16 protein-coding genes are annotated in these 17,777 nt (G+C 74.8%); 6 read left to right on the forward strand and 10 right to left on the reverse strand.

The features are described from left to right. Positions 1-9: 9 nt before the first annotated feature. The 5 genes from ABD335_RS01470 to ABD335_RS01490 all read right to left on the reverse strand — a co-directional run bounded on the left by ABD335_RS01470 (position 10) and on the right by ABD335_RS01490 (position 7,214). The gene (locus ABD335_RS01470; protein WP_344320136.1) at positions 10-1,719 is read right to left on the reverse strand and encodes a lipid II flippase MurJ; all 1,710 of its coding nucleotides are present in this window, start codon (positions 1,717-1,719) and stop codon (positions 10-12) included. Next, on the reverse strand, positions 1,716-3,179 hold the full coding sequence (locus ABD335_RS01475) for an O-antigen ligase family protein (protein ID WP_425583517.1): 1,464 nt from the start codon (positions 3,177-3,179) through the stop codon (positions 1,716-1,718). Before ABD335_RS01475 ends, ABD335_RS01470 begins: the two co-directional genes overlap by 4 nt. Position 3,180: 1 nt before the next feature. Next, complete coding sequence (locus ABD335_RS01480) at positions 3,181-4,716, reverse strand: sugar transferase (protein WP_344320137.1); 1,536 nt, start codon at positions 4,714-4,716, stop codon at positions 3,181-3,183. Further along, complete coding sequence (locus ABD335_RS01485; protein ID WP_344320138.1) at positions 4,713-6,053, reverse strand: glycosyltransferase; 1,341 nt, start codon at positions 6,051-6,053, stop codon at positions 4,713-4,715. Before ABD335_RS01485 ends, ABD335_RS01480 begins: the two co-directional genes overlap by 4 nt. A 63-nt stretch (positions 6,054-6,116) precedes the next feature. After that, positions 6,117-7,214, reverse strand: coding sequence for a DUF3344 domain-containing protein (locus tag ABD335_RS01490; protein ID WP_344320139.1), 1,098 nt, complete (start codon positions 7,212-7,214; stop codon positions 6,117-6,119). A 268-nt stretch (positions 7,215-7,482) separates the two neighbouring features. Between ABD335_RS01490 and ABD335_RS01495 the strand changes: the two genes are divergently transcribed. Beyond that, complete coding sequence (locus tag ABD335_RS01495) at positions 7,483-7,728, forward strand: chaplin (protein ID WP_344320140.1); 246 nt, start codon at positions 7,483-7,485, stop codon at positions 7,726-7,728. Between the two features lie 252 nt (positions 7,729-7,980). Here the strand turns inward: ABD335_RS01495 and ABD335_RS01500 are convergent, their stop codons facing one another. Beyond that, on the reverse strand, positions 7,981-8,400 hold the full coding sequence (locus tag ABD335_RS01500) for a hypothetical protein (RefSeq protein ID WP_344320141.1): 420 nt from the start codon (positions 8,398-8,400) through the stop codon (positions 7,981-7,983). Between the two features lie 70 nt (positions 8,401-8,470). Here ABD335_RS01500 and ABD335_RS01505 point away from each other — a divergent pair, with 70 nt between their 5' ends. The 3 genes from ABD335_RS01505 (at position 8,471) to ABD335_RS01515 (ending at position 11,561) form a co-directional block, all read left to right on the forward strand. Beyond that, the gene (locus tag ABD335_RS01505) at positions 8,471-9,349 is read left to right on the forward strand and encodes a DUF72 domain-containing protein (RefSeq protein ID WP_344320142.1); all 879 of its coding nucleotides are present in this window, start codon (positions 8,471-8,473) and stop codon (positions 9,347-9,349) included. A 6-nt stretch (positions 9,350-9,355) separates the two neighbouring features. After that, on the forward strand, positions 9,356-10,024 hold the full coding sequence (locus ABD335_RS01510) for an endonuclease (protein WP_425583519.1): 669 nt from the start codon (positions 9,356-9,358) through the stop codon (positions 10,022-10,024). A 235-nt stretch (positions 10,025-10,259) separates the two neighbouring features. Beyond that, complete coding sequence (locus ABD335_RS01515) at positions 10,260-11,561, forward strand: transglycosylase family protein (RefSeq protein WP_344320144.1); 1,302 nt, start codon at positions 10,260-10,262, stop codon at positions 11,559-11,561. On the opposite strand, the gene ABD335_RS01520 is transcribed toward ABD335_RS01515, so the two are convergent. Then, positions 11,531-12,445 carry a LysR family transcriptional regulator gene (locus ABD335_RS01520; protein WP_344320145.1) on the reverse strand — a complete coding sequence of 305 codons (915 nt, stop codon included), beginning with the start codon at positions 12,443-12,445 and terminating at the stop codon, positions 11,531-11,533. The genes ABD335_RS01515 and ABD335_RS01520 overlap by 31 nt on opposite strands. 74 nt (positions 12,446-12,519) lie before the next feature. Here ABD335_RS01520 and ABD335_RS01525 point away from each other — a divergent pair, with 74 nt between their 5' ends. Beyond that, on the forward strand, positions 12,520-13,482 hold the full coding sequence (locus ABD335_RS01525; RefSeq protein WP_344320146.1) for an EamA family transporter: 963 nt from the start codon (positions 12,520-12,522) through the stop codon (positions 13,480-13,482). Here ABD335_RS01525 and ABD335_RS01530 read toward each other — a convergent pair. Then, positions 13,367-14,908, reverse strand: coding sequence for an FAD-dependent oxidoreductase (locus tag ABD335_RS01530; protein ID WP_425583520.1), 1,542 nt, complete (start codon positions 14,906-14,908; stop codon positions 13,367-13,369). The two genes, ABD335_RS01525 and ABD335_RS01530, sit on opposite strands and share 116 nt — an antisense overlap. Then, positions 14,905-15,576: a hypothetical protein gene (locus ABD335_RS01535; protein WP_344320147.1), complete on the reverse strand. Its 672-nt coding sequence runs from the start codon at positions 15,574-15,576 to the stop codon at positions 14,905-14,907. Before ABD335_RS01535 ends, ABD335_RS01530 begins: the two co-directional genes overlap by 4 nt. A gap of 280 nt (positions 15,577-15,856) precedes the next feature. Between ABD335_RS01535 and ABD335_RS01540 the strand changes: the two genes are divergently transcribed. Continuing rightward, positions 15,857-17,059 (forward strand): hypothetical protein, encoded by a 1,203-nt coding sequence (locus ABD335_RS01540; protein WP_344320148.1) that lies wholly within the window; start codon positions 15,857-15,859, stop codon positions 17,057-17,059. 123 nt (positions 17,060-17,182) lie between these two features. Here ABD335_RS01540 and ABD335_RS01545 read toward each other — a convergent pair whose 3' ends face one another. Further along, positions 17,183-17,770 (reverse strand): hemerythrin domain-containing protein, encoded by a 588-nt coding sequence (locus ABD335_RS01545; protein ID WP_344320149.1) that lies wholly within the window; start codon positions 17,768-17,770, stop codon positions 17,183-17,185. Positions 17,771-17,777: the final 7 nt, after the last annotated feature.

A 17,777-nucleotide genomic window follows, 5' to 3' on the forward strand; every position in this document is an offset into this window, starting at 1 on the left:
TGTGCCGGGTCAGCGGACATGACGGAACCTTCGTGTGACGGCGGTGAACAGCGTTGCTACTTCGGGGGCCCGGACGGCGAGCGCCGCGGCGGTGAACGCGGCCGGGACGACCAGGCCCCCGGCCAGGGCGGTGAGGAGCGGGGAGTCGATCAGCGGCGCGGCGGCCCAGCCGGCCGCGCCGGCGACCGTCGCGGCCAGCGCCAGGCGGGCCAGGCCGGCCGTCACCCTGCGCACCTTGATGGGGAGCATCCGGGTGCGCAGGCCGCGCAGGAGCAGCAGCGCGGTGGTGGTGATCCCGGCGGCGTTGGCCGCGGCGATGCCGTGGACGCCCCAGTACGGGGCGGTCAGGGCGCCGGCCGCGATCGTCAGCAGCAGACCGACGGCCATCGCCCCGGCCGGGTACCAGGTGGGCCGGCCGGTGGAGAAGAACGGCCGCACCAGGGCGCCGGCCAGGCAGTGGCCGAGCAGTCCGACGGCGTAGACGCGCATGACCGAGGCCGTGGCCGCGGTGTCGGCCGCGTCGAAGGCCCCGCGCTGGAAGAGGAGTTCGATGATCTGGGGGGCGTAGGCGACCACGTACGCGGCACCGAGCAGCACCACCAGGGCGGCCAGCACCAGGTCGCGCTCCACCCGCCGCCTGGCCCGCTCCGTCTGGCCGTCGGCCATGGCCCGCGCGACCAGCGGGAAGGTGACCGTGCAGAGCAGCAGGGAGAAGGTCATGGGCAGTTGGGCGACCTTCTGCGCGTAGTTCAGGTGCGAGATGGCGCCGGGCGGCAGCGAGGAGGCCAGGAAGCGCTCGACGAGCACCTGGGACTGACGGGAGAGGGCGAAGACGGCCACCGGCGCGAGGACCGTCCCGGCCACCAGGGCCGCCGCGCGCGGGGCCCGGGCCCCGCGCCGGTCCCTCGCGCGCCGCGAGCGGACGGGCAGGTGCCGCACGAACGCCGGGAGTTGGGCGAGGACCATCGCGAGGCTGCCCGCGGCCACCCCGAACGCGGCGGCGCGCACGCCCCACCGGTCGTGCAGGAAGAGCACGGTGGTGATGATGGTGAGGTTGTACGCGACGTAGATCGTCGCCGGGGGGACGAAGCTGCGGTGGGCGCGCAGGGCCGCGCTGAAGTATCCGGCGGTCCCGAAGCCCAGCACCGTCAGGGCGGTCATCCGGGTGCAGACCACCGCCAGGCCGGGGTCGGCCAGGCCGGGCGCGAGCGCGCGCACCACCAGCGGGGCCAGGAGCGCCACCGTCCCCGCCGCGCACGCCAGGGCCAGCAGCAGCCGGGGGAGCGTCGCCGCCAGCAGGGCCCGTACAGGGTCCTCGCCGGTCTCTCCGCCGGTCTCCTCGGCGTCTTCCCCGGTCGTCGGGCGGTCGCCGGTCCGGCCGGCGGCGCGGCGGGACAGCGCGAGGCTGAACGCCGGCACCAGCACCAGCGCCATGGCGTCCTCGATGAGGATCGTCGCGGCGAACTCCGGGATCGTCCAGGACACCAGGAACGCGTCGGTGTCGCTGCCCGCTCCGAACAGGTGGGCGACGGTCTGGTCCCGCAGGAGGCCGAGGAAGGAGCCCACGGCGGTCAGGACGGCGGTGGCGGCGGCGGCCCGCGCGACGAACCGTCCGCCCGGCGCGGAGCCGGAGGACTTCCGGGGCCCCGGAGGCGCGGTGGGCGGCGAGGAGGCGTGCGGCCCGGGGGGCGGCGGGGGCGCGGTGGGCGCGGTGGTCATCGGACGTCCCCCTTCTCCTCCGCGGCTCCCCCGGCGCGCGTGCCGGACGGGGTCCCCGCCGGTTCGCCCGCCGCGGCGGCGGGCGCCAGCGCCCACCAGGCGACCAGGCCGAACATCACGGCGGTCAGGACGGTGGAGGGGCCGCCGATGTCGGCGTACAGGAAGTCGACGCAGTTCAGGACCAGCAGGCCGACCGCGATCAGCCCGCAGTCGACCCCGCGGTCGGCGGCGGGGCCGGCGGCCCGTTCCGCCGCCCGGGCCCGCCGCAGCCGCCGCACCCCGAACACCAGCAGCGCCGCCCAGCCGCCGACCACGGCGGTGACGCCGACCAGGCCCTGCTCGGCGAGGAGGAGCAGGTACATGTTGTGCGGGGACAGCAGCGGCTGCCGCCGGAAGGCGTGTCCCGCCCCGGCGGTGTCGCTCGCCGCGGACAGCGCGAGGGAGGCGTGGGCGTCGCGGTGCTCCGGGAAGCCCTTGGGGCCCACCCCGGTCACCGGGTCCCCGCGCCACATCTCCACGGCCGCGGCCCACATGGCGTAGCGGTCGATCACCGACTGGTCGGGCGCGTCGGCGACCCGGGTGATGCTGCTCGCCCGCTCGGCGACGAGCTGCGAGCCGACCCCCGCGCCGCCGACGAGGACCACCCCCGCGGCCGCCACGGCCGCCAGCGTGCGCAGCGCCGACCGCGTCCCGGCCAGGAAGAGCACCACCGTGCAGGCCGCCGCGGTGGAGATCCACGCCCCCCGGCTGAAGGAGAGCGCCAGCGGCACCAGGAGGACGGCGGCGGCGGTCAGCGCGACGGGCCGCACCCGGCGGGACGCGCCCGGGGGCGGGGCGAGGCCCACGGCCAGGGCGACGACGATGCCGCAGGAGACGGCCGTCGACATCCCCATGACGTCCAGCGGGCCGAAGGTGCCCACGGCCCGGACGTCGCGGCCCTCGTAGGAGGCCCCGGTGCCGGTGAGGTACTGGTGGACCCCGACCGCGCCCTGGATCAGGGCGACCACCACCAGGGCGGCGGCGAGCAGCCGGACGTGCCGGCGCGTCCGCAGCACGAGCACCAGCGCGGCCGGCACCAGGACGAAAACCTGCGCCAGGCGGACGAAGCCGGCGAACGAGGCCGCCGGGTCGTGGGAGGCGACGGTCGACAGCGCGAACGCGACGGCGGGGGCCGCCAGGACGACGGCGGCCGTCCGGTCCAGGGGCCGCGTCCGGGCGCGCAGCGCCAGGACGGCGCAGCACCCGACCAGGACGGCCGACGCGGCGTCCGCGAGGGTGGCGCCGCCCGCCCCGGCCGCGTCGGCGGGGGCGCGGTCGGGGACGGGCACGCACACCAGCAGGACGGTGGCGAGGGCGGGCAGCACCGGCCAGTGGGCCGCCGCCAGGTCCCGCGGCCCCTGACGGGTCCGGCCCTCCGCCGGCGGGGCCGGAGCCGTGATCGCCGTGGTGGCCGAGGTCACCTCAGCTTCCTCCGAGCCGGAAGACGGAGCCGGCGGTGTGCAGCAGGATGCGGACGTCCTGCCACAGCGACCAGGTGTCGATGTAGTGGTTGTCGAACCGCGCCCGGTCCTCGATGGAGGTGTCGCCGCGCAGTCCGTGCACCTGGGCCAGTCCGGTGATCCCGGCGGGCATCCGGTGGCGGGCCGCGTAGCCGGGGTGGAGTTGGCTGAACCGCTGGACGAAGTAGGGGCGTTCGGGCCGGGGGCCGACCAGGCTCATGTCGCCGCGCAGCACGTTCCACAGCTGGGGGAGCTCGTCGAGCGAGGTGCGGCGCAGCAGGTGGCCCACCGCGCTCATCCGCCGGTCGTCGGCGACGTTCCAGCGCGTCGCCGACTCGTGCTCGTCGCGGGGGCGCAGGGTGCGGAACTTCAGCACGGTGATCGGGCGGCCGTCCTGTCCGACGCGCTCCTGGCGGAAGATCACGCCGGGGCCGTCGGCGCACCGGACGGCGAGCGCGCAGGCCAGCAGCACGGGCGAGACGGCCACCAGGGCCGCGGCCGCCACCACGACGTCCAGGGCGCGCTTGCAGCGCAGTCCGCCGGATCTGCGGGGCGGCGGGTCCAGGCGCCGACAGGCGAAGCCCCACAGGTGGTCGCTCCCCCGGACGGGCCGGGCGACGGAGAGCGGCCCGGCGTCCGGGACCGGTCCGCTGCCGACCAGCCACACGGTGCAGCCCAGGTCCGCGAAGAGCGGGAGGAGCGCCGCGGTCTCCGGGTCCGCCCAGGGGTCGCGGGTGAACACCGCGTCCCGGACGGCGTTCTGGATGGCGGCCCGGACGATGTCCTCCTGCCCGGTGAGCACCGGCACGCTGACGTCCTCGGCCAGGAGCGCGTCGGCCGGCGCGCCGCCGGGCTCGACCACGCCGACCGGGCGCAGTCCGTACTCGGGGTGCTCGTGCAGGGCGGCGGTGACCCGCCGTCCGGTCGGTCCGGCGCCCACCACCAGGGTGGAGCGCGGCCTGCGGCGCCCGATCCGGCGCCGGCCGAGGTGGATGGCGCCGCGGGCCGCGCAGGCCAGCGCCGTGTGGACCGCCACCGCGGCCGCCAGGGCCGTCCAGCTCAGGGCCCGGTCGGGGTGGACGGCGGCCAGCACGGCCGCCGCCGCGCACCAGGCGACCGCCGTGCGGCCGAGGAGGGCGGGCAGTTCGTCGATCGCGGAGGCGGCCAGGGCGGTGCGGTACAGGCCGCCGTGCGCGTTGAGCGGCACCAGGACCGCCGGTACGAGGGCGCAGACGGCCGCGAGGACGAGCGAGGCCCCCTCTCCGTCGGTCGGGGCGATCGCCGCGGCGGCCACCGCGACCGCCACGAGGCAGTCGGAGGCCGCCGGCAGGGCGCCGGCGGGGCGCCGGCGCCGTCTTGGCCGCGGATCGGGGGGCAGTGGCCGGGGCGCCGATCCGCGCGGCGGGACGACGGACGTCGCCGTGCGGGTCTTGGGCTCCGGAGGGGGCAGGACCTGGCTCGGGTTGGATGTGGATGTCCCGGTGTTCTCCGTGGTCATCGCCTGGTGCGCTCCGTGGATTCGGGGTGGGGAGAAAGGGCGGACGGATCGTCGAGCGGGTGGGGGGATGGCTCGGGAAGCGGGGGGACGACGGAGGGTCCGTCGACCGTGTGGGGGAACGGCCCGAGGTACGGAGGGGCGGACGGTTCGGTGGCAGGGGGGAGGGGAGGCTCGGAGGGCGGGACGGCGGAGCGTTCGGCCAGCACCTCGTCGTACAGCCGCGCGACCTCGGCCGCCGTCCGCCGCACGTCGAAGGCGGAGCGGACGTGGTCCGCGGCCCGCCGCCCCAGGTCGTGCCGGAGCCGGGGGTCGGCCAGCAGGCCGGTGAGCGCGCGGGCCAGGGCCGTGGGGTGCTCCGGCGGCACCAGGCAGCGGGCGGCGTGGCCCGGGGGGAGGCTCTCGGCCGCGCCGGTCACCTCGGTCGTCACCACCGGGCGGCCGCAGGCCATCGCCTCCAGCGGGACCAGGGCCATGCCCTCCCACCGGGAGGGCAGCACCACCAGGTCGGCCGCCGCGTACCAGGGCACCGTGTCGTCGGCGGCCCCGGCGAACAGCACCCGCCGGGGGGCCGCCGCGCCCAGCTCCCGCCGCTGCGGCCCGTCGCCGACCAGGACCAGCCAGGCGTCGGGGACGCGGTCTGCGACGTCCGGCCAGGCCCGCAGCAGGACGTCCTGGCCCTTCTGCCGGCACAGCCGGCCGACGCAGACCGTCAGCAGGGCGTGCGGGGGCAGTCCGTCGAGCGCGGGCAGGGCGGCACGCGCGCGGGCGCGGGCGTCGGCGTCCGCCGGGCGGAACCGGTCGGTGTCCACGCCGTTGCGGATCACCGCCCAGTGGGCGCGCACCCCCGCCTCCAGGCCGTGCCGCCGCTCGTCCTCGCTGACGCACAGCACGCGGTCCGCCCAGCGGGTCGCCAGCCGCTCCCAGTACAGCGCGAGGCGGGCGGTGGCGCCGCCGACCGCGTCGAAGGACCAGGCGTGCGGCTGGTGGACGGTGGGGACCCGGCCGCGCAGGGCGAGCCGGGCGGCCAACCCCGCCTTGGCGCTGTGCGCGTGCACCAGGTCGGGGCCGATCCGCCGCACCAGCCGGGCGATCCGCACGGTCTCCCCGTACAGGCCGGGGCCCGGTTCGCGGGACGCCTGCCAGGGGACCACCTCGGCACCGGCCGCGGCGGCGTCCCGGCCCAGGGTGCCGCCGGGCGGGCAGGCCACCACGGTCCGCAGTCCCGCCGCGGTCTGGGCGCGCACCAGGTCGACGACGACCCGGGGGACGCCGCCCTCGACGGGTTGGGACAGGTGCAGCACCGTGCGCGGCGCCGCTGTTCTCTCGTTGTCAGGCACGCTGGAATCTCCGTACTGAGGAACCGACTCGGCTTCACTCCCCCGTCGTCGGGGCGTGGTTCCTCAGCGGCGCGCGTCGGCCTGGAGGAAGAGGGCGCCCAGTTGGTAGCCCTCGCCGCGCGTGGTGAAGCGGAACGCCAGGGAGTCGCCGCCGCGCGTCAGGGCGGGCGCGATGCCGTAGACGTCGGAGTCGTAGCCCAGGGTGTTGTGGTGGGCCGGCAGCCGGCCGGGGCCCGGGCGTCCGTGGTCGGTGATGGTGGAGTTCATGAGGTCGTCGGCGGGGTTGGCCGCGTCGCGCACCCGCATCGCCGGGGCGTTCCCGGCGCGCACGGTCAGGGACTCGTCGTCGTATCCGCGGTCGCCGTCGTAGGCCACCACGCCCAGGGAGCCGGAGGCTCCGGGGGACACCGGCAGGTTCCCCACGGTGATGTCGAGGTCGGGCCGGTCCGAGGCCAGCGCCTCGTAGCCGTCCATGATCACCAGGTGGCGCAGCGGCTCGTTCGGGTGGCTGTAGGCGGCCACCAGCGTCCAGCCGCCCCAGGCGCCGGCGGACGTGCGGCCCTTGGCGACGTTGATCTGGCCGACGGTGTAGTAGCCGCCGCCGGACCGCGCGACGAGGTCGGTGACGTCGGCGGACGCGGTGTAGCCGTCCATGAGCCGGGTGCGGCGGTGGCCCACGACGGTGTCGGCGAGGACCTCCTTGTAGCGGCCGCCGGGCTCGGCGATCAGCACCCGTCCGTTGTCCTCCGGCGGCTTCTGCTCGCCGACGCGGAGGTTGCCGCCCCAGTACAGCCGGGCGTGGGTGACCCGCGCGCCGGCGGGCAGGCGCAGCTCCGCCTGGCTGGAGTTGTAGGTGTTGGGGTCGTCGTCGACGTCGATGTACGTCATCTCGTAGTGGCCGTTGACCCCTCCGGCCTCGCCCTGCTGGGCCGTCGCGCAGGGCGGGGCCCCGACGACGACGGCCGTCCGGCAGGTGGCCGAGGAGTTGGCGGCGCGTGCGATGCCGCCGTGCAGTGTGGCGCGGTAGCGCTCGCTGAACGGGATGCGCGCCGCCTCGCCGGGAGCGGGTGCGGCGGCGGTCGGCGGCAGTGCCATCGCCAGGGCTGCGGACGCCAGCGCGCACAGCATTCCTCGGCTGGTGAGCCCCAGGGAAACACGCATGGATCTTCTCCGATCGATGCCAACCAAATCGGAGCAAACCATGACAGAGCAGAACACCTCTCCTGACGGAGACGCGCGGGGAGTTGGGCCGAGAGTGTGATCATCCCGAAGGGGGCACCGGAACAGGCGGCGACGGCAATATCAGCCCGGCTTCGGTGCGGGCCGGAATGGTGATCCGAATAAGCCTATCGAGTGATCATGCGCATCCCCCCGCATGAACCCTCGTTGGGCCAGGTGTCCCAATCACACACCTGAAAGGAGATGGGCGATGATCCGCATCGCCAAGGCCGCCGCTCTCGCCGCGGCCGGCAGCGTCCTGGTCCTGGGAGGCGCCGGCACCGCGTCGGCCACCGACGGCGCCCAGGCCCAGGGGGTCGCCATCGGCTCCCCCGGCGTCGCGAGCGGCAACGTGATCCAGGTCCCGGTTCACGTGCCCGTCAACGCCTGCGGCAACTCGGTGAACGTCATCGGCCTGCTCAACCCGACCTTCGGGAACCACTGCGTCAACAAGTGACCCGAGCGGTCACGGCCGTTCCTCCTCCACCACCGCCCTCGCCCGGGCGGGGTCACGGGCCGGGCTCCGCGGAGACCTCCTCTCCGCGGGGTCCGGCCCCGTCCGTGCGCCGTGCGGCCGTCGGTTCGTCGTGCCGCCGACTCCGTCCGCACGAGGGCCGCGGCACCGGCGGAAGAGCCGGTGTGGGCGGGCGTCCCCGGCACGCGCGACGGTCCGGGGCGTCCCCGCCGGGCCGTACGCGCCGGAGGGCGGTCACGGACCGCCCTCCTCCTTCTGCTCCCGGACCTCGTCCGGTTGGCCCGAGGCGCCCTGTGGCAGGTTCGTGCCCCTGGGCGGGTCCACCTCCACCGGGGGGATCCACGGCCCGCGCTCCACCTTCTCGCCCGGCTGCAGCCCCGGGACCGGCCCCTCGGCGATCTCCGGCTGTTCGACGTCGCTGCCCGCCACGGCGTGGATGTCGCCCTTGCCCAGCGGCGACGGCCGGTCCTCCCCGTTTCCGGGTTCCTCCCAGTGCTCCCTCCCCGTGCCCGGGTCCCCGCCGCCCTCGTGCGGCACGGCGTTCCCCGGGTTCCGGGTGCGCTCGGCCGCCTCCGCTATCTCGCGGGCGCGCCGCTCGCGCTCGGTGTCCTTGTCGTCCTTGGCGTCCCTGTCGTCCTTGTCCGCGCCGGTCATGACCGCGCTCCTCTCCCAGAGTGCTCCCTGATGACGGATCGTGCCGACGCCGCGCGGGTACCCCGCGACCATGGGAAACATTCTGGTGGGCACCTGCTCGTGGACGGATCCCGCACTGGTCGCCAGTGGCTGGTACCCCCCGGGCGCGCGGGGCGCGGAGGGGCGGCTGCGGTACTACGCCGAGCGGTTCGGACTGGTCGAGGTCGACGCCACGTACTACGGGCTGCCCAGTACGCGCAACAGCGCTCTGTGGGCGGAGCGCACACCCGACGGATTCGTCTTCGACGTCAAGGCGTTCTCCCTGCTCACGGGCCACGCCACCCGGCTCGGTTCGCTCCCGGCGGATCTGCGTCCCAACGGCGCCAAGGGCGCCTGGGTGCGGGCCGGGGCGCTGCCGCCCGCGACCGTGGGAGAGGTGTGGCGGCGCTTCGCGGACGCGCTGGAGCCGCTGCGCGCCGCGGGACGGCTGGGCGCGGTGCTGATGCAGTTCCCGCCGTCGCTGCGCCCCGGGGCCGCCGCCGAGGACTTCCTGGACCGGTGCCTGGGGCGCGCGGGCTCACTGGGCTGGCGCACGGCGGTGGAGTTCCGCAACCCGCGCTGGTACGCCCCCGAGCGGAGCGCGCAGACGGCCGCCCTCGCACGCCGGCACGGGGCGGCCCTGGTGGCCGTGGACTCCGCCCGGGACCTGCCCTCGTCCGTTCCGCCGGTCGCCGTCGCGACCACGCCGGAGCTGTCGGTGGTCCGGTTCCACGGCCGCAGCCCGCACTGGGGCACGGGCGGCAAGGAGGACGCCTACCGGCACCGCTACACCAAGGAGGAACTGGTCGAGTGGATCCCCCGGATACGGGCACTGGCGGAGCGGACGGAACAGGTCCACGTCCTGTTCAACAACTGTTGCGGCAGCGCGGCGGTCGACGCCGCCGAGACCATGAGCGGCCTGTTGGAGTGATGCGCGATGGGCGAGTCGGCCGGAAGGACGGACGTGAAGGAGCGGGATGCCGCCACGGTGCGCGCGCTGCTGGACCGGTACGGCCGCACCTACGCGCAGGACGCGGGCATCCGGCTGCGGAACACCCCGGTGCCGCTGTACCGGCTGCTGGTGCTCTCGCTGCTGCTGAGCGCCCGCATCCGGACGGACACGGCGGTGGCGGCGGCCCGCGCGCTGTTCGACGCCGGGCTGGGCGACGCGCGGCGGATGGCCGAGTCCACGTGGCGGCAGCGGGTGGACGCGCTCGGTGCGGGCGGTTACCGCCGCTACGACGAGCGGACGGCCACCCAGCTCGGTGACGGCGCCGAGCTGCTCCTCCAGCGGTACCGGGGGGATCTGCGCGGGCTGCGCGAGGAGAGCGGCGTGGCCGACCGGCTCCAGCGGTTCCCGGGGATCGGCCCGACCGGGGCGGACATCTTCCTGCGGGAGGCGCAGGGCGTCTGGCCGGAGTTCGCCCCGTACCTCGACCGCCGGGCGCGCGACGGCGCCCGGCGGCTGGGGCTTCCCACGTCCACGCGCGCCCTGGCCCGCCTGGTGTCCGAGGAGGACCTGCCGCGGCTGGCGGCGGGCCTGGTCCGGGCCGCCCTGGACGCGAAAATCGCCGACGAGGTGCGGGCCACGGCAGCGGAATCCTGAATTCCCTTTCTTTTTTCGCTCCCTTCTCCGCGCCGTTCCCCTCCGGCTCACGCCGTCGTGCGCCCCGACCCGGTGTTTTCCCGTGGTCGCCCGGACCCGGTAAAGGCCGCCCCTTGCCGGAATGTCACGGCCCCGTCTATGTTTGGCGCGCTCGTCAACCGAATTCTGTGAATGCTCAACCGACGGAGCGCCGGAAGTACCCCGACGTACGACGGCGTAAGGGGAGGGACCGGCCGTGGCCGGACGTGGACGTCATCGCCGCTACAAGCCCAACGCGGTTTCCCGGGCATCGCTGACCGTCACCGCGAGCGGGGCGGGAATCGCCCTGCCGCTGATCGGGGCCACAGCCGCCCATGCCGCTCCGGAGGAGATCTGGGACAAGGTCGCGGCGTGCGAGAGCAGCGGCAACTGGAATATCAACACCGGGAATGGCCACTACGGCGGATTACAGTTCAAGCAGAGCACCTGGCAGGAATTCGGCGGCACCGCCTACGCTCCCCGCGCCGATCTGGCGTCCAAGGAGGAGCAGATCGCCGTCGCCGAGAAGGTCCTCGACGGGCAGGGCCCGACCGCCTGGCCGGTGTGCTCGTCCCGGGCCGGGCTGACCCGGGACGACCAGGGCTCCGCGACCGTCCCAGCTCCCCGCTCCGAGCAGGCCACGTCCCGGGAGAAGTCCCAGAAGTCCCGGGAGAGGTCCCAGGAGAGACGGACCGACAAGGACACGGGGAGGGAGCGGGAGGGCGAGAAGCCGCGCGAACGGCCCGACGAGTCGGGTCGGGCGTACGTGGTGGCCGGTGGTGACACGCTGTCGGGGATCGCCGACGAGCAGGACGTCCGCGGCGGTTGGCAGGCGCTTCACGAGCGCAACCGCTCGGTGGTGGGCGACGACCCCGACCTCATCTTCCCCGGACAGCGGCTCCAGTTGAGCCGGACGGGAACGGCGGAGAGGCCGGCCCCCGAGGCCGAGCGCGGAACGCGGCCCCAGGACCGGTCCGAGAACCGGGAGAAGCCGAAGCCCCAGGAGAAGCCCAAGGCCCAGGAGAAGCCGAAGGCCGAACCCCAGCAGAAGGTCAAGGCCCAGACCAAACCGGAGAAGACCGACCGCAAGCCCGCGAAGGCGGAGGGCTCACCGGCCTACACCGCCCCCGTCTCCGGCGTGGGCCCCGGTACCGCGTACCGGCAGTCGGGCGGGAGTTGGTCCAGCGGCTACCACACGGGGGTCGACTTCCCCGTGGCCACCGGCACGTCGGTGAAGGCCGTCAGCCGCGGCCAGGTCGTCTCGGCCGGCTGGGGCGGCGCGTACGGCTACCAGGTCGTCATCCGGCACGCCGACGGCCGCTACAGCCAGTACGCCCACCTCTCGGCGATCTCCGTGCGCACCGGTCAGCAGGTCAACGCGGGCCAGCGGATAGGCCGTTCGGGCTCCACCGGCAACAGCACCGGTCCGCACCTGCACTTCGAGATCCGCACCGGCCCCGGTTACGGCTCCGACATCGACCCGCTGGCCTACCTGCGCTCCCACGGCGTCCGGATCTGAGCCCGCAACGCCTCCAACGCCTCGGCCACCGGGGGTCGTTCGCGGCTTCCCCGGCGTACGCAGGCCAGCACGCGCCGGTAGGGCGCCGGATCGCCCCTCAGGGGTACGCGGACGACGCCGCCGTGGCCGGCGGTGGAGACCAGCCGGGGCACCAGGCAGACGCCCAGGCCGTGGGCGATCAGGTCCAGGACGCCCTGCCACTCGTCGGCGTGGTGGGTGATCCGCGGCGCGAACCCGGCCGCGGTGCACAGGGCCAGGATCAGGTCGTTCTGGTCGCGGTGCGGGGCGATCCAGGTCTCCCGGGCGGCGTCGGCGAGTTCGGCTTCCTCCCGCTCCGCCAGCGGGTGACCGGCCGGCACCACCAGGTCCTGCGGGTCGTCCAGCAGCGGTTGCCGGTCGAACCGCGGATCGTCCGCCGGCGGGCTGTCCGCGAGCGGGGTGAGGACGCCGATGTCGGCGCGGTCGGCGAGCAGCAGCCGGTGGCACTCGGTGGTGGTGACCACCTCCGCGACGCGGACCTCCCACCGGGGGTGGGCTCGGCGCAGCAGGACCGCGGCGGGGGCCAGGAGGGTGCCGACACTGCCGGCGAAGCCGCACATCCGCACGGTGCCCAGGTCGGGGAGGCCGGCGGGCCGCAGGTCGGCGCGGGCCCGCTCCCAGCGCTCGAACAGGGCGTCGGCGTGCTCCAGCAGGACGTGGGCGGCGGGTGTGAGCCGGACCCGTCGGCCGTCCCGCTCCAGCAGGTCGGCGCCCGTCTCGCGGGCGAGTTGCCGGAGCTGCTGTGACACGGCCGACGGGGAGAGGCAGAGCGTCCGCGCCGCCGCGTTGACGGTGCCGTGCTCGGCGAGCACCCGGAGGGTGTGGAGCAGGCGGAGGTCGATCATGCGGTTCTCCCGCACGGTGTCGTGCGGAAATCCGCGATGGACCCCGGCGGCTCCGTGCCCGGACGCTGGGGCGTATGGAACCGCGGAACCCACCCCTCTCCCATCGGGTGCCGGCGCCCGTGCTGGTGCTCGGCAGCGTCTTCTCCCTCCAGCTCGGCCAGGCGCTGGGGAAGCACCTGTTCGGCTCGGTCGGCCCGATGGGCGTGGTGGCGCTGCGGTTGGGGTTCTCCGCCGTGTTGCTGTGCTCGCTGTGGCGCCCCCGGCTGCCCGCCGGCCGCCGCGACCGGCTGGTGGTGGTGGCCTTCGGCACGGCCATCGCGGGGATGAACGTGATCTACCTCGCCCTGCGTCACCTGCCGCTCGGCATGGCCGTCGCGCTCCAGTTGCTCGGGCCGCTCGCCGTCGCGCTGCTGCTGTCGCGGCGGGCGCGCGACCTGCTGTGGGGTCTGTTGGCGGGTGCGGGCCTGTTCCTGTTCACCGGGCCGTCGTTCGCCGGCGCGGCGGGTTCCCCGTCCCCGGCCGGTGTCGCGTTCGCCCTGGTGGGGGCCGTGGCGATGGGGGCCTACCTGCTGCTGAGCCGGCGGGCCGGGCGGCTCGCGGCGGACGGCTCGCCGCTCGCCCTGGCGGTGGCCTGGGCGGCGCTGCTGTGGGTGCCGGTCGGGGTGGCCGAGAGCGGCGCCCGACTGGCGCGTCCGCACGTGCTGCTGCTCGGGTTCGCCGTGGCGGTGCTCTCGGCCGCCGGCCCGTACACGCTGGAGTTGGTGGCGCTGCGCAGGCTGCCGCCCCGGGTGGTGGGCGTGCTGCAGAACCTCGAACCCGTCGTCGCCGGGCTCGCGGGGCTGGTCGTCCTGGGCGAGGTGCTCTCCCCCGTCCAGTGGGCGGCCGTCGGCTGTGTGACCGCCGCTTCCGTGGGAGCGGTGGTCACCCAAGGTCGCGCTTCTCCAGGGGGCGGGTCGCCGGGCCCTGGAGGACCGAGCCGTCGGGGGCGAAGCGCGAGCCGTGGCACGGGCACTCCCAGGCCCGCTCCGCCTCGTTGAAGTGGACCAGGCAGCCCAGGTGCGTGCAGCGGGAGGAGACCGCGTGGAGCTGCCCCGCCTCGTCGCGGTGGACGGCGCAGCGGCGGCCGTCGATCCTCACCAGCGCGCCGCTGCCGGGGGCGATCTCCTCGACGGAGTCCACGTGGGTGGAGCGCAGCCGGTCGCCGACGAAGTGCTTGGCGACGGTGGCCTGGAGGCCGATGAGCGAGGGCGCCTCGCGCGGACCCGGCAGCCGCCGCGGGTCGTACAGCCTTGCCCACGGCGGGAGTTCGGCGTCGGTGAGGTACGCGGCGAGCAGGCGCCCCGAGAGGACGCCGCTGGTCATCCCCCAGCCGCCGAAGCCGGTGGCGACGTAGGTGTGCCGCGCGCCGGGGTGGAACGGGCCGATGTACGGCACCCGGTCGGTGGAGTCGTTGTCCTGGGTGGCCCAGCGGTGGACGACGCGGGCGTCGGGGAAGCGTTCGGCCACCCAGGCGCCCAGCCGTTCGAAGCGTTCGACGACGTCGGCCGTGCCGGGCAGGAACCGCTCCCCGGTGACGATGAGCAGCCGCCGGCCCTCTCCGTAGGGGGCGGTGCGCACCGAGCGGGTGTTGTCCTCGGGCGTGATGTACGTCCCGGCCGGGTCCTGGTCCTCGGGGATCGAGGCGGCGATCACCAGTTCGCGGTGCGGCTCCAGCCGGGAGAAGAGCAGCGCCCGGTCGAAGACGGGGTAGTGGGTGGCGACGACGACCGCGCGGGCGGTGACCGTGGCGCCGTTCTCGGCGGTCACCCGGCACGGCTCGCCCTCCTCCAGGCCGACCACGCGGGTGCGTTCGGCGATGCGCCCGCCGCGCCGCACCAGGTCCTCGGCGAGCGCCAGCAGGTACCTGCGGGGGTGGAACTGCGCCTGGTCCTCGACCCTGACCGCGCCCCGCACCGGGAAGGGCAGCCCGGTGTCGGTGACGTAGGAGGCGGGCAGTCCCGCCTCGGCGGCGGCCTCGGCCTCGGCACGGACCTTCTCGTCCTGTTCCTCGGACTCGGCCCAGGTGTAGGCCGGGACGCGCTCCAGGTCGCAGTCGACGCCCAGTTCGTCGGCCACGGCGGCGACGTGCTCGACCGCGTCCTGCTGGGAGCGCGCGTACAGCCGGGCGCCGTCGACTCCGTGCCTGCGCCGCAGGTCGTCGTAGATCAGGGAGTGTTGGGCGGTGACCTTCGCGGTGGTGTGGCCCGTCACCCCGGCGGCGATCCGGTCCGCCTCCACGACGGTGACCTCGCGGCCGGCGCGGGCCAGTTCCCAGGCGGTGCACAGGCCCGCGATGCCGCCGCCGACCACCACCACGTCCGTGTCGGTCTCGCTGTCGGGCTCCAGCGGCGGGTGGGTGATGTCGGGGGTGACGGGCGCGGTGGCCAGCCAGTACGACTCGTGCTGCGCGGACGCTTCGCTCACTTCTTCCCCACTCCCCCTCGGTCCGGGTGCACGCCGGTTCCCTCGCCCTCTCCGGACGGGCCGACCTCGCCCACGCCCTCGGGCGCGCCCGCCTGGTCCTCGTCGTCCGCGCCCCTGAGCTGTCCGATGTCGCGGTCCTCGTCGACGGTGTGGACGGCCGACTCCTCCGGACCCAGCCCCTCGGCCGGGGACTCGTGGGAGAACACGTCCTGGTTGGCCTCCCGGTCCTGGAGGGGGTCGTCGCTGAGCTGACCGGTCTGCTCCGCCGGGGGGCCGTAGCCCGCGGAGGTCTCCCCCACGTCGGGTTCCTCCTCCGCCAGCCGCCGGTCCAGGGACTCGCCCTCGACCTGCTCGGCGTAGGTGGTGCCCCACCGGTCGGCGGCCACCGGACGCTCGCCGGGAACGGGCATCTGCTGCGGGTCGTTCATCCACTGCTGCTCGGGCGTGCCGTTCTGCAGGTCCGGGATGCCCTCGTCCTCCGGGTTGCCGCCGGGGTCGTCGGGGCCGTCCAGCACCGAGTCGCCGGGGCTGGGGCCGGTGGCGGGGGCGTCGTCGGGCGGGAGGCCGGGGGTCTCGTCGTCCGTGGCGGTGCCGCCCTCGTCGGTCAGCTCGGGCTCGTCGCCGTTCGCTCCGGTGGGCTGGTTCTCGTCAGGCGTCCTGTCGGCCATGGTCGGTCTCCCTCCGAGTCCCGGTGTCGATCGGGGACGTACACGCGTCGGTGATCCGATCGGTCCTCATCGCCCCGCCGGTACCCGCCGCTTCCCTGCGGAAACGCGACGGTGTTCCGGCCGTGCGCCGATCCTCCCGTTTCGGAGACGGGGGCGGGGGTACTCCGCCGCCCGCGCCCGGTACGGGGGAGACCGCGGAGAGTGACGTGCCCGGTGGGCAGGACGTGGCCGCCGGAACGGCACCGGGCGCTCCGGACCGCAGACGAGCAGGAGGACCCAGGTGACCTTCAACCCCTTGGAGCAGCGCGGCATCCCTCTGGACCGCCAGATCCGCAACTGGCGGGAGCTGAACGTCGACCAGATCGACCCCAACCACGCCGACCCCTACACCCGTTGCCGCATCATCACCATGAACGGCATCGAGGTCGAGGCGATCATGTTCAGCCACCACTTCGCGCGGGTGTGCCCGGACATGGACGTCAAGCGGCAGCTCGCCGAGGTGCGCTACACCGAGCAGCAACAGCAGAAGACGGTCAACTGGATGCTGCCGGGCGTCTCGTCGGTGTTGGAGACGACGATCGCCTACGAGCAGGTGGCGGTGGACCTCACCGCCTGGGTCGCCCGGATGGAGCCCGACCCGTACCTGAAGCAGGCGTACCAGTTCGGCGTCCTGGAGGACTTCGACCACCTGTACCGGTACTCGAACCTGTACGAGATGGTCGAGCACCGCAAGGCCGAGAAGATCGTCGACCAGCTCACCGAGGTCATCCCGGGTCGACCGACCAAGTACCACCACCGGCACCCGGTGGACAACGTGCGCGACCCGTACGACAAGGACCGCACGGACCCGCTCTCCAAGCTCCACGCGCTGACGATCATGTCGGCCGAGCAGCAGACCATGAACTTCTACATGAACGTCGGCCCCCAGTACATGGAGCCGATCGCCCGGCAGCTGTACCAGGAGATCGGGCTCATCGAGGAGGAGCACGTCACGCACTACGAGTCCCTGGTGGACCCGGGCGAGACCTGGTGGGAGCGCCTGGTCAACCACGAGTACAACGAGTGCTACCTGTACTACTCCTTCATGGAGCAGGAGAGCGACCCGAAGGTCAAGGCGGTCTGGGAGCTGCACCTGAACATGGAGCTGGAGCACCTGCGCATCGCCTGCGACCTGATGCGGCGGTACGACGGCCGCGAGCCGGAGGAGGTCCTGGCGCCGCGGTTGCCCAACGTCCTGACCTTCGAGCCCAACAAGGAGTACATCCGGGAGCTGCTGGCCACCCAGCTGGACCTGACGACGCTGGGCGCCGGCTACGTGCGCGAGGCGCACGAGCGCTTCGAGCGGATGCAGGAGCAGATCCACGGCGGCGAGGAGCCGCCGAGCGAGCGGGTGATCGACGAGCACCGGGAGACGTTCGGACGCGAGTACCGGCTGAGCACCGAGGGCGAGCACCCGGACGTGTCGCTGCGCGAGCGGGTCTGACCCCGTTCCCGCCGCCCCGCCCTCTCCACCGTCCCGCCCCTCCGCACGGCGCCGGGCCGCCGCTCCCCTCCCCGGGGGCGGCGGCCCGGCCGCGTTCGGGCCGGCGGCCGGTCGTCCGGCGGGTCAGCTCTTGCCCATGGCCTTGCGCACGGCGTCGCGGGTGCGGTCGACCACGGCGGCCAGCGGCCCCACGGCCAGGTTCTCCGCGGCGGTCTCCGCCCCGGGGTGCGGGCGGGTGGGCGCCATCGCCTCCGCCGCCTTGACGGCCGTGGCCATGGCGCGGAGCCTCGCGGGCTCGGTGTCGTGGGCGATGTGGTTGAACTCGTAGCGCTCCTCGGCGCGGGCGTGCTCCTCCACCTCGCGGCGCAGGATCTGCAGGCGGGGCGTGAACGTCGGGTCGTCCGGGTCCATGTCCTCCATGGCCTTGAGGGTCTCCTTGGCCTTCCTCTCCTCCGCCAGGCGCTGGTCGACCACGGCGTCGCCGCCGTCGATGTTCCGCCGGGCGTAGGGGTGGACCACCTCCTCCTCGGCGGTCTCGTGCACCGCCAGCATCCTCACCAGACGGTGGAAGGCGTCGCGCCGGGCGTCCCCCTGGGCCGCCTCCACCTCGTCGAAGAGGTTGCGGATCTCGCCGTGCTGCCGCATCAACAGCGCCACCACGTCGTCGTCACCGCCGATGCCGCTCCTCTTCGCGTCCCGCTGCTGCGCCATGTGTGGA

This window comes from Streptomyces macrosporus (genome assembly GCF_039533145.1).
Lineage (GTDB): Bacteria > Actinomycetota > Actinomycetes > Streptomycetales > Streptomycetaceae > Streptomyces > Streptomyces macrosporus.

Coding starts and splice junctions, on each gene's coding strand:
- ABD335_RS01470 (WP_344320136.1), bottom strand. CDS start 1,719: ATGACCACCGCGCCCACCGCGCCCCCGCCGCCCCCCGGGCCGCACGCC.
- ABD335_RS01490 (WP_344320139.1), bottom strand. CDS start 7,214: ATGCGTGTTTCCCTGGGGCTCACCAGCCGAGGAATGCTGTGCGCGCTG.
- ABD335_RS01495 (WP_344320140.1), top strand. CDS start 7,483: ATGATCCGCATCGCCAAGGCCGCCGCTCTCGCCGCGGCCGGCAGCGTC.
- ABD335_RS01535 (WP_344320147.1), bottom strand. CDS start 15,576: ATGGCCGACAGGACGCCTGACGAGAACCAGCCCACCGGAGCGAACGGC.
- ABD335_RS01505 (WP_344320142.1), top strand. CDS start 8,471: ATGGGAAACATTCTGGTGGGCACCTGCTCGTGGACGGATCCCGCACTG.
- ABD335_RS01525 (WP_344320146.1), top strand. CDS start 12,520: ATGGAACCGCGGAACCCACCCCTCTCCCATCGGGTGCCGGCGCCCGTG.
- ABD335_RS01500 (WP_344320141.1), bottom strand. CDS start 8,400: ATGACCGGCGCGGACAAGGACGACAGGGACGCCAAGGACGACAAGGAC.
- ABD335_RS01545 (WP_344320149.1), bottom strand. CDS start 17,770: ATGGCGCAGCAGCGGGACGCGAAGAGGAGCGGCATCGGCGGTGACGAC.
- ABD335_RS01510 (WP_425583519.1), top strand. CDS start 9,356: ATGGGCGAGTCGGCCGGAAGGACGGACGTGAAGGAGCGGGATGCCGCC.
- ABD335_RS01480 (WP_344320137.1), bottom strand. CDS start 4,716: ATGACCACGGAGAACACCGGGACATCCACATCCAACCCGAGCCAGGTC.
- ABD335_RS01520 (WP_344320145.1), bottom strand. CDS start 12,445: ATGATCGACCTCCGCCTGCTCCACACCCTCCGGGTGCTCGCCGAGCAC.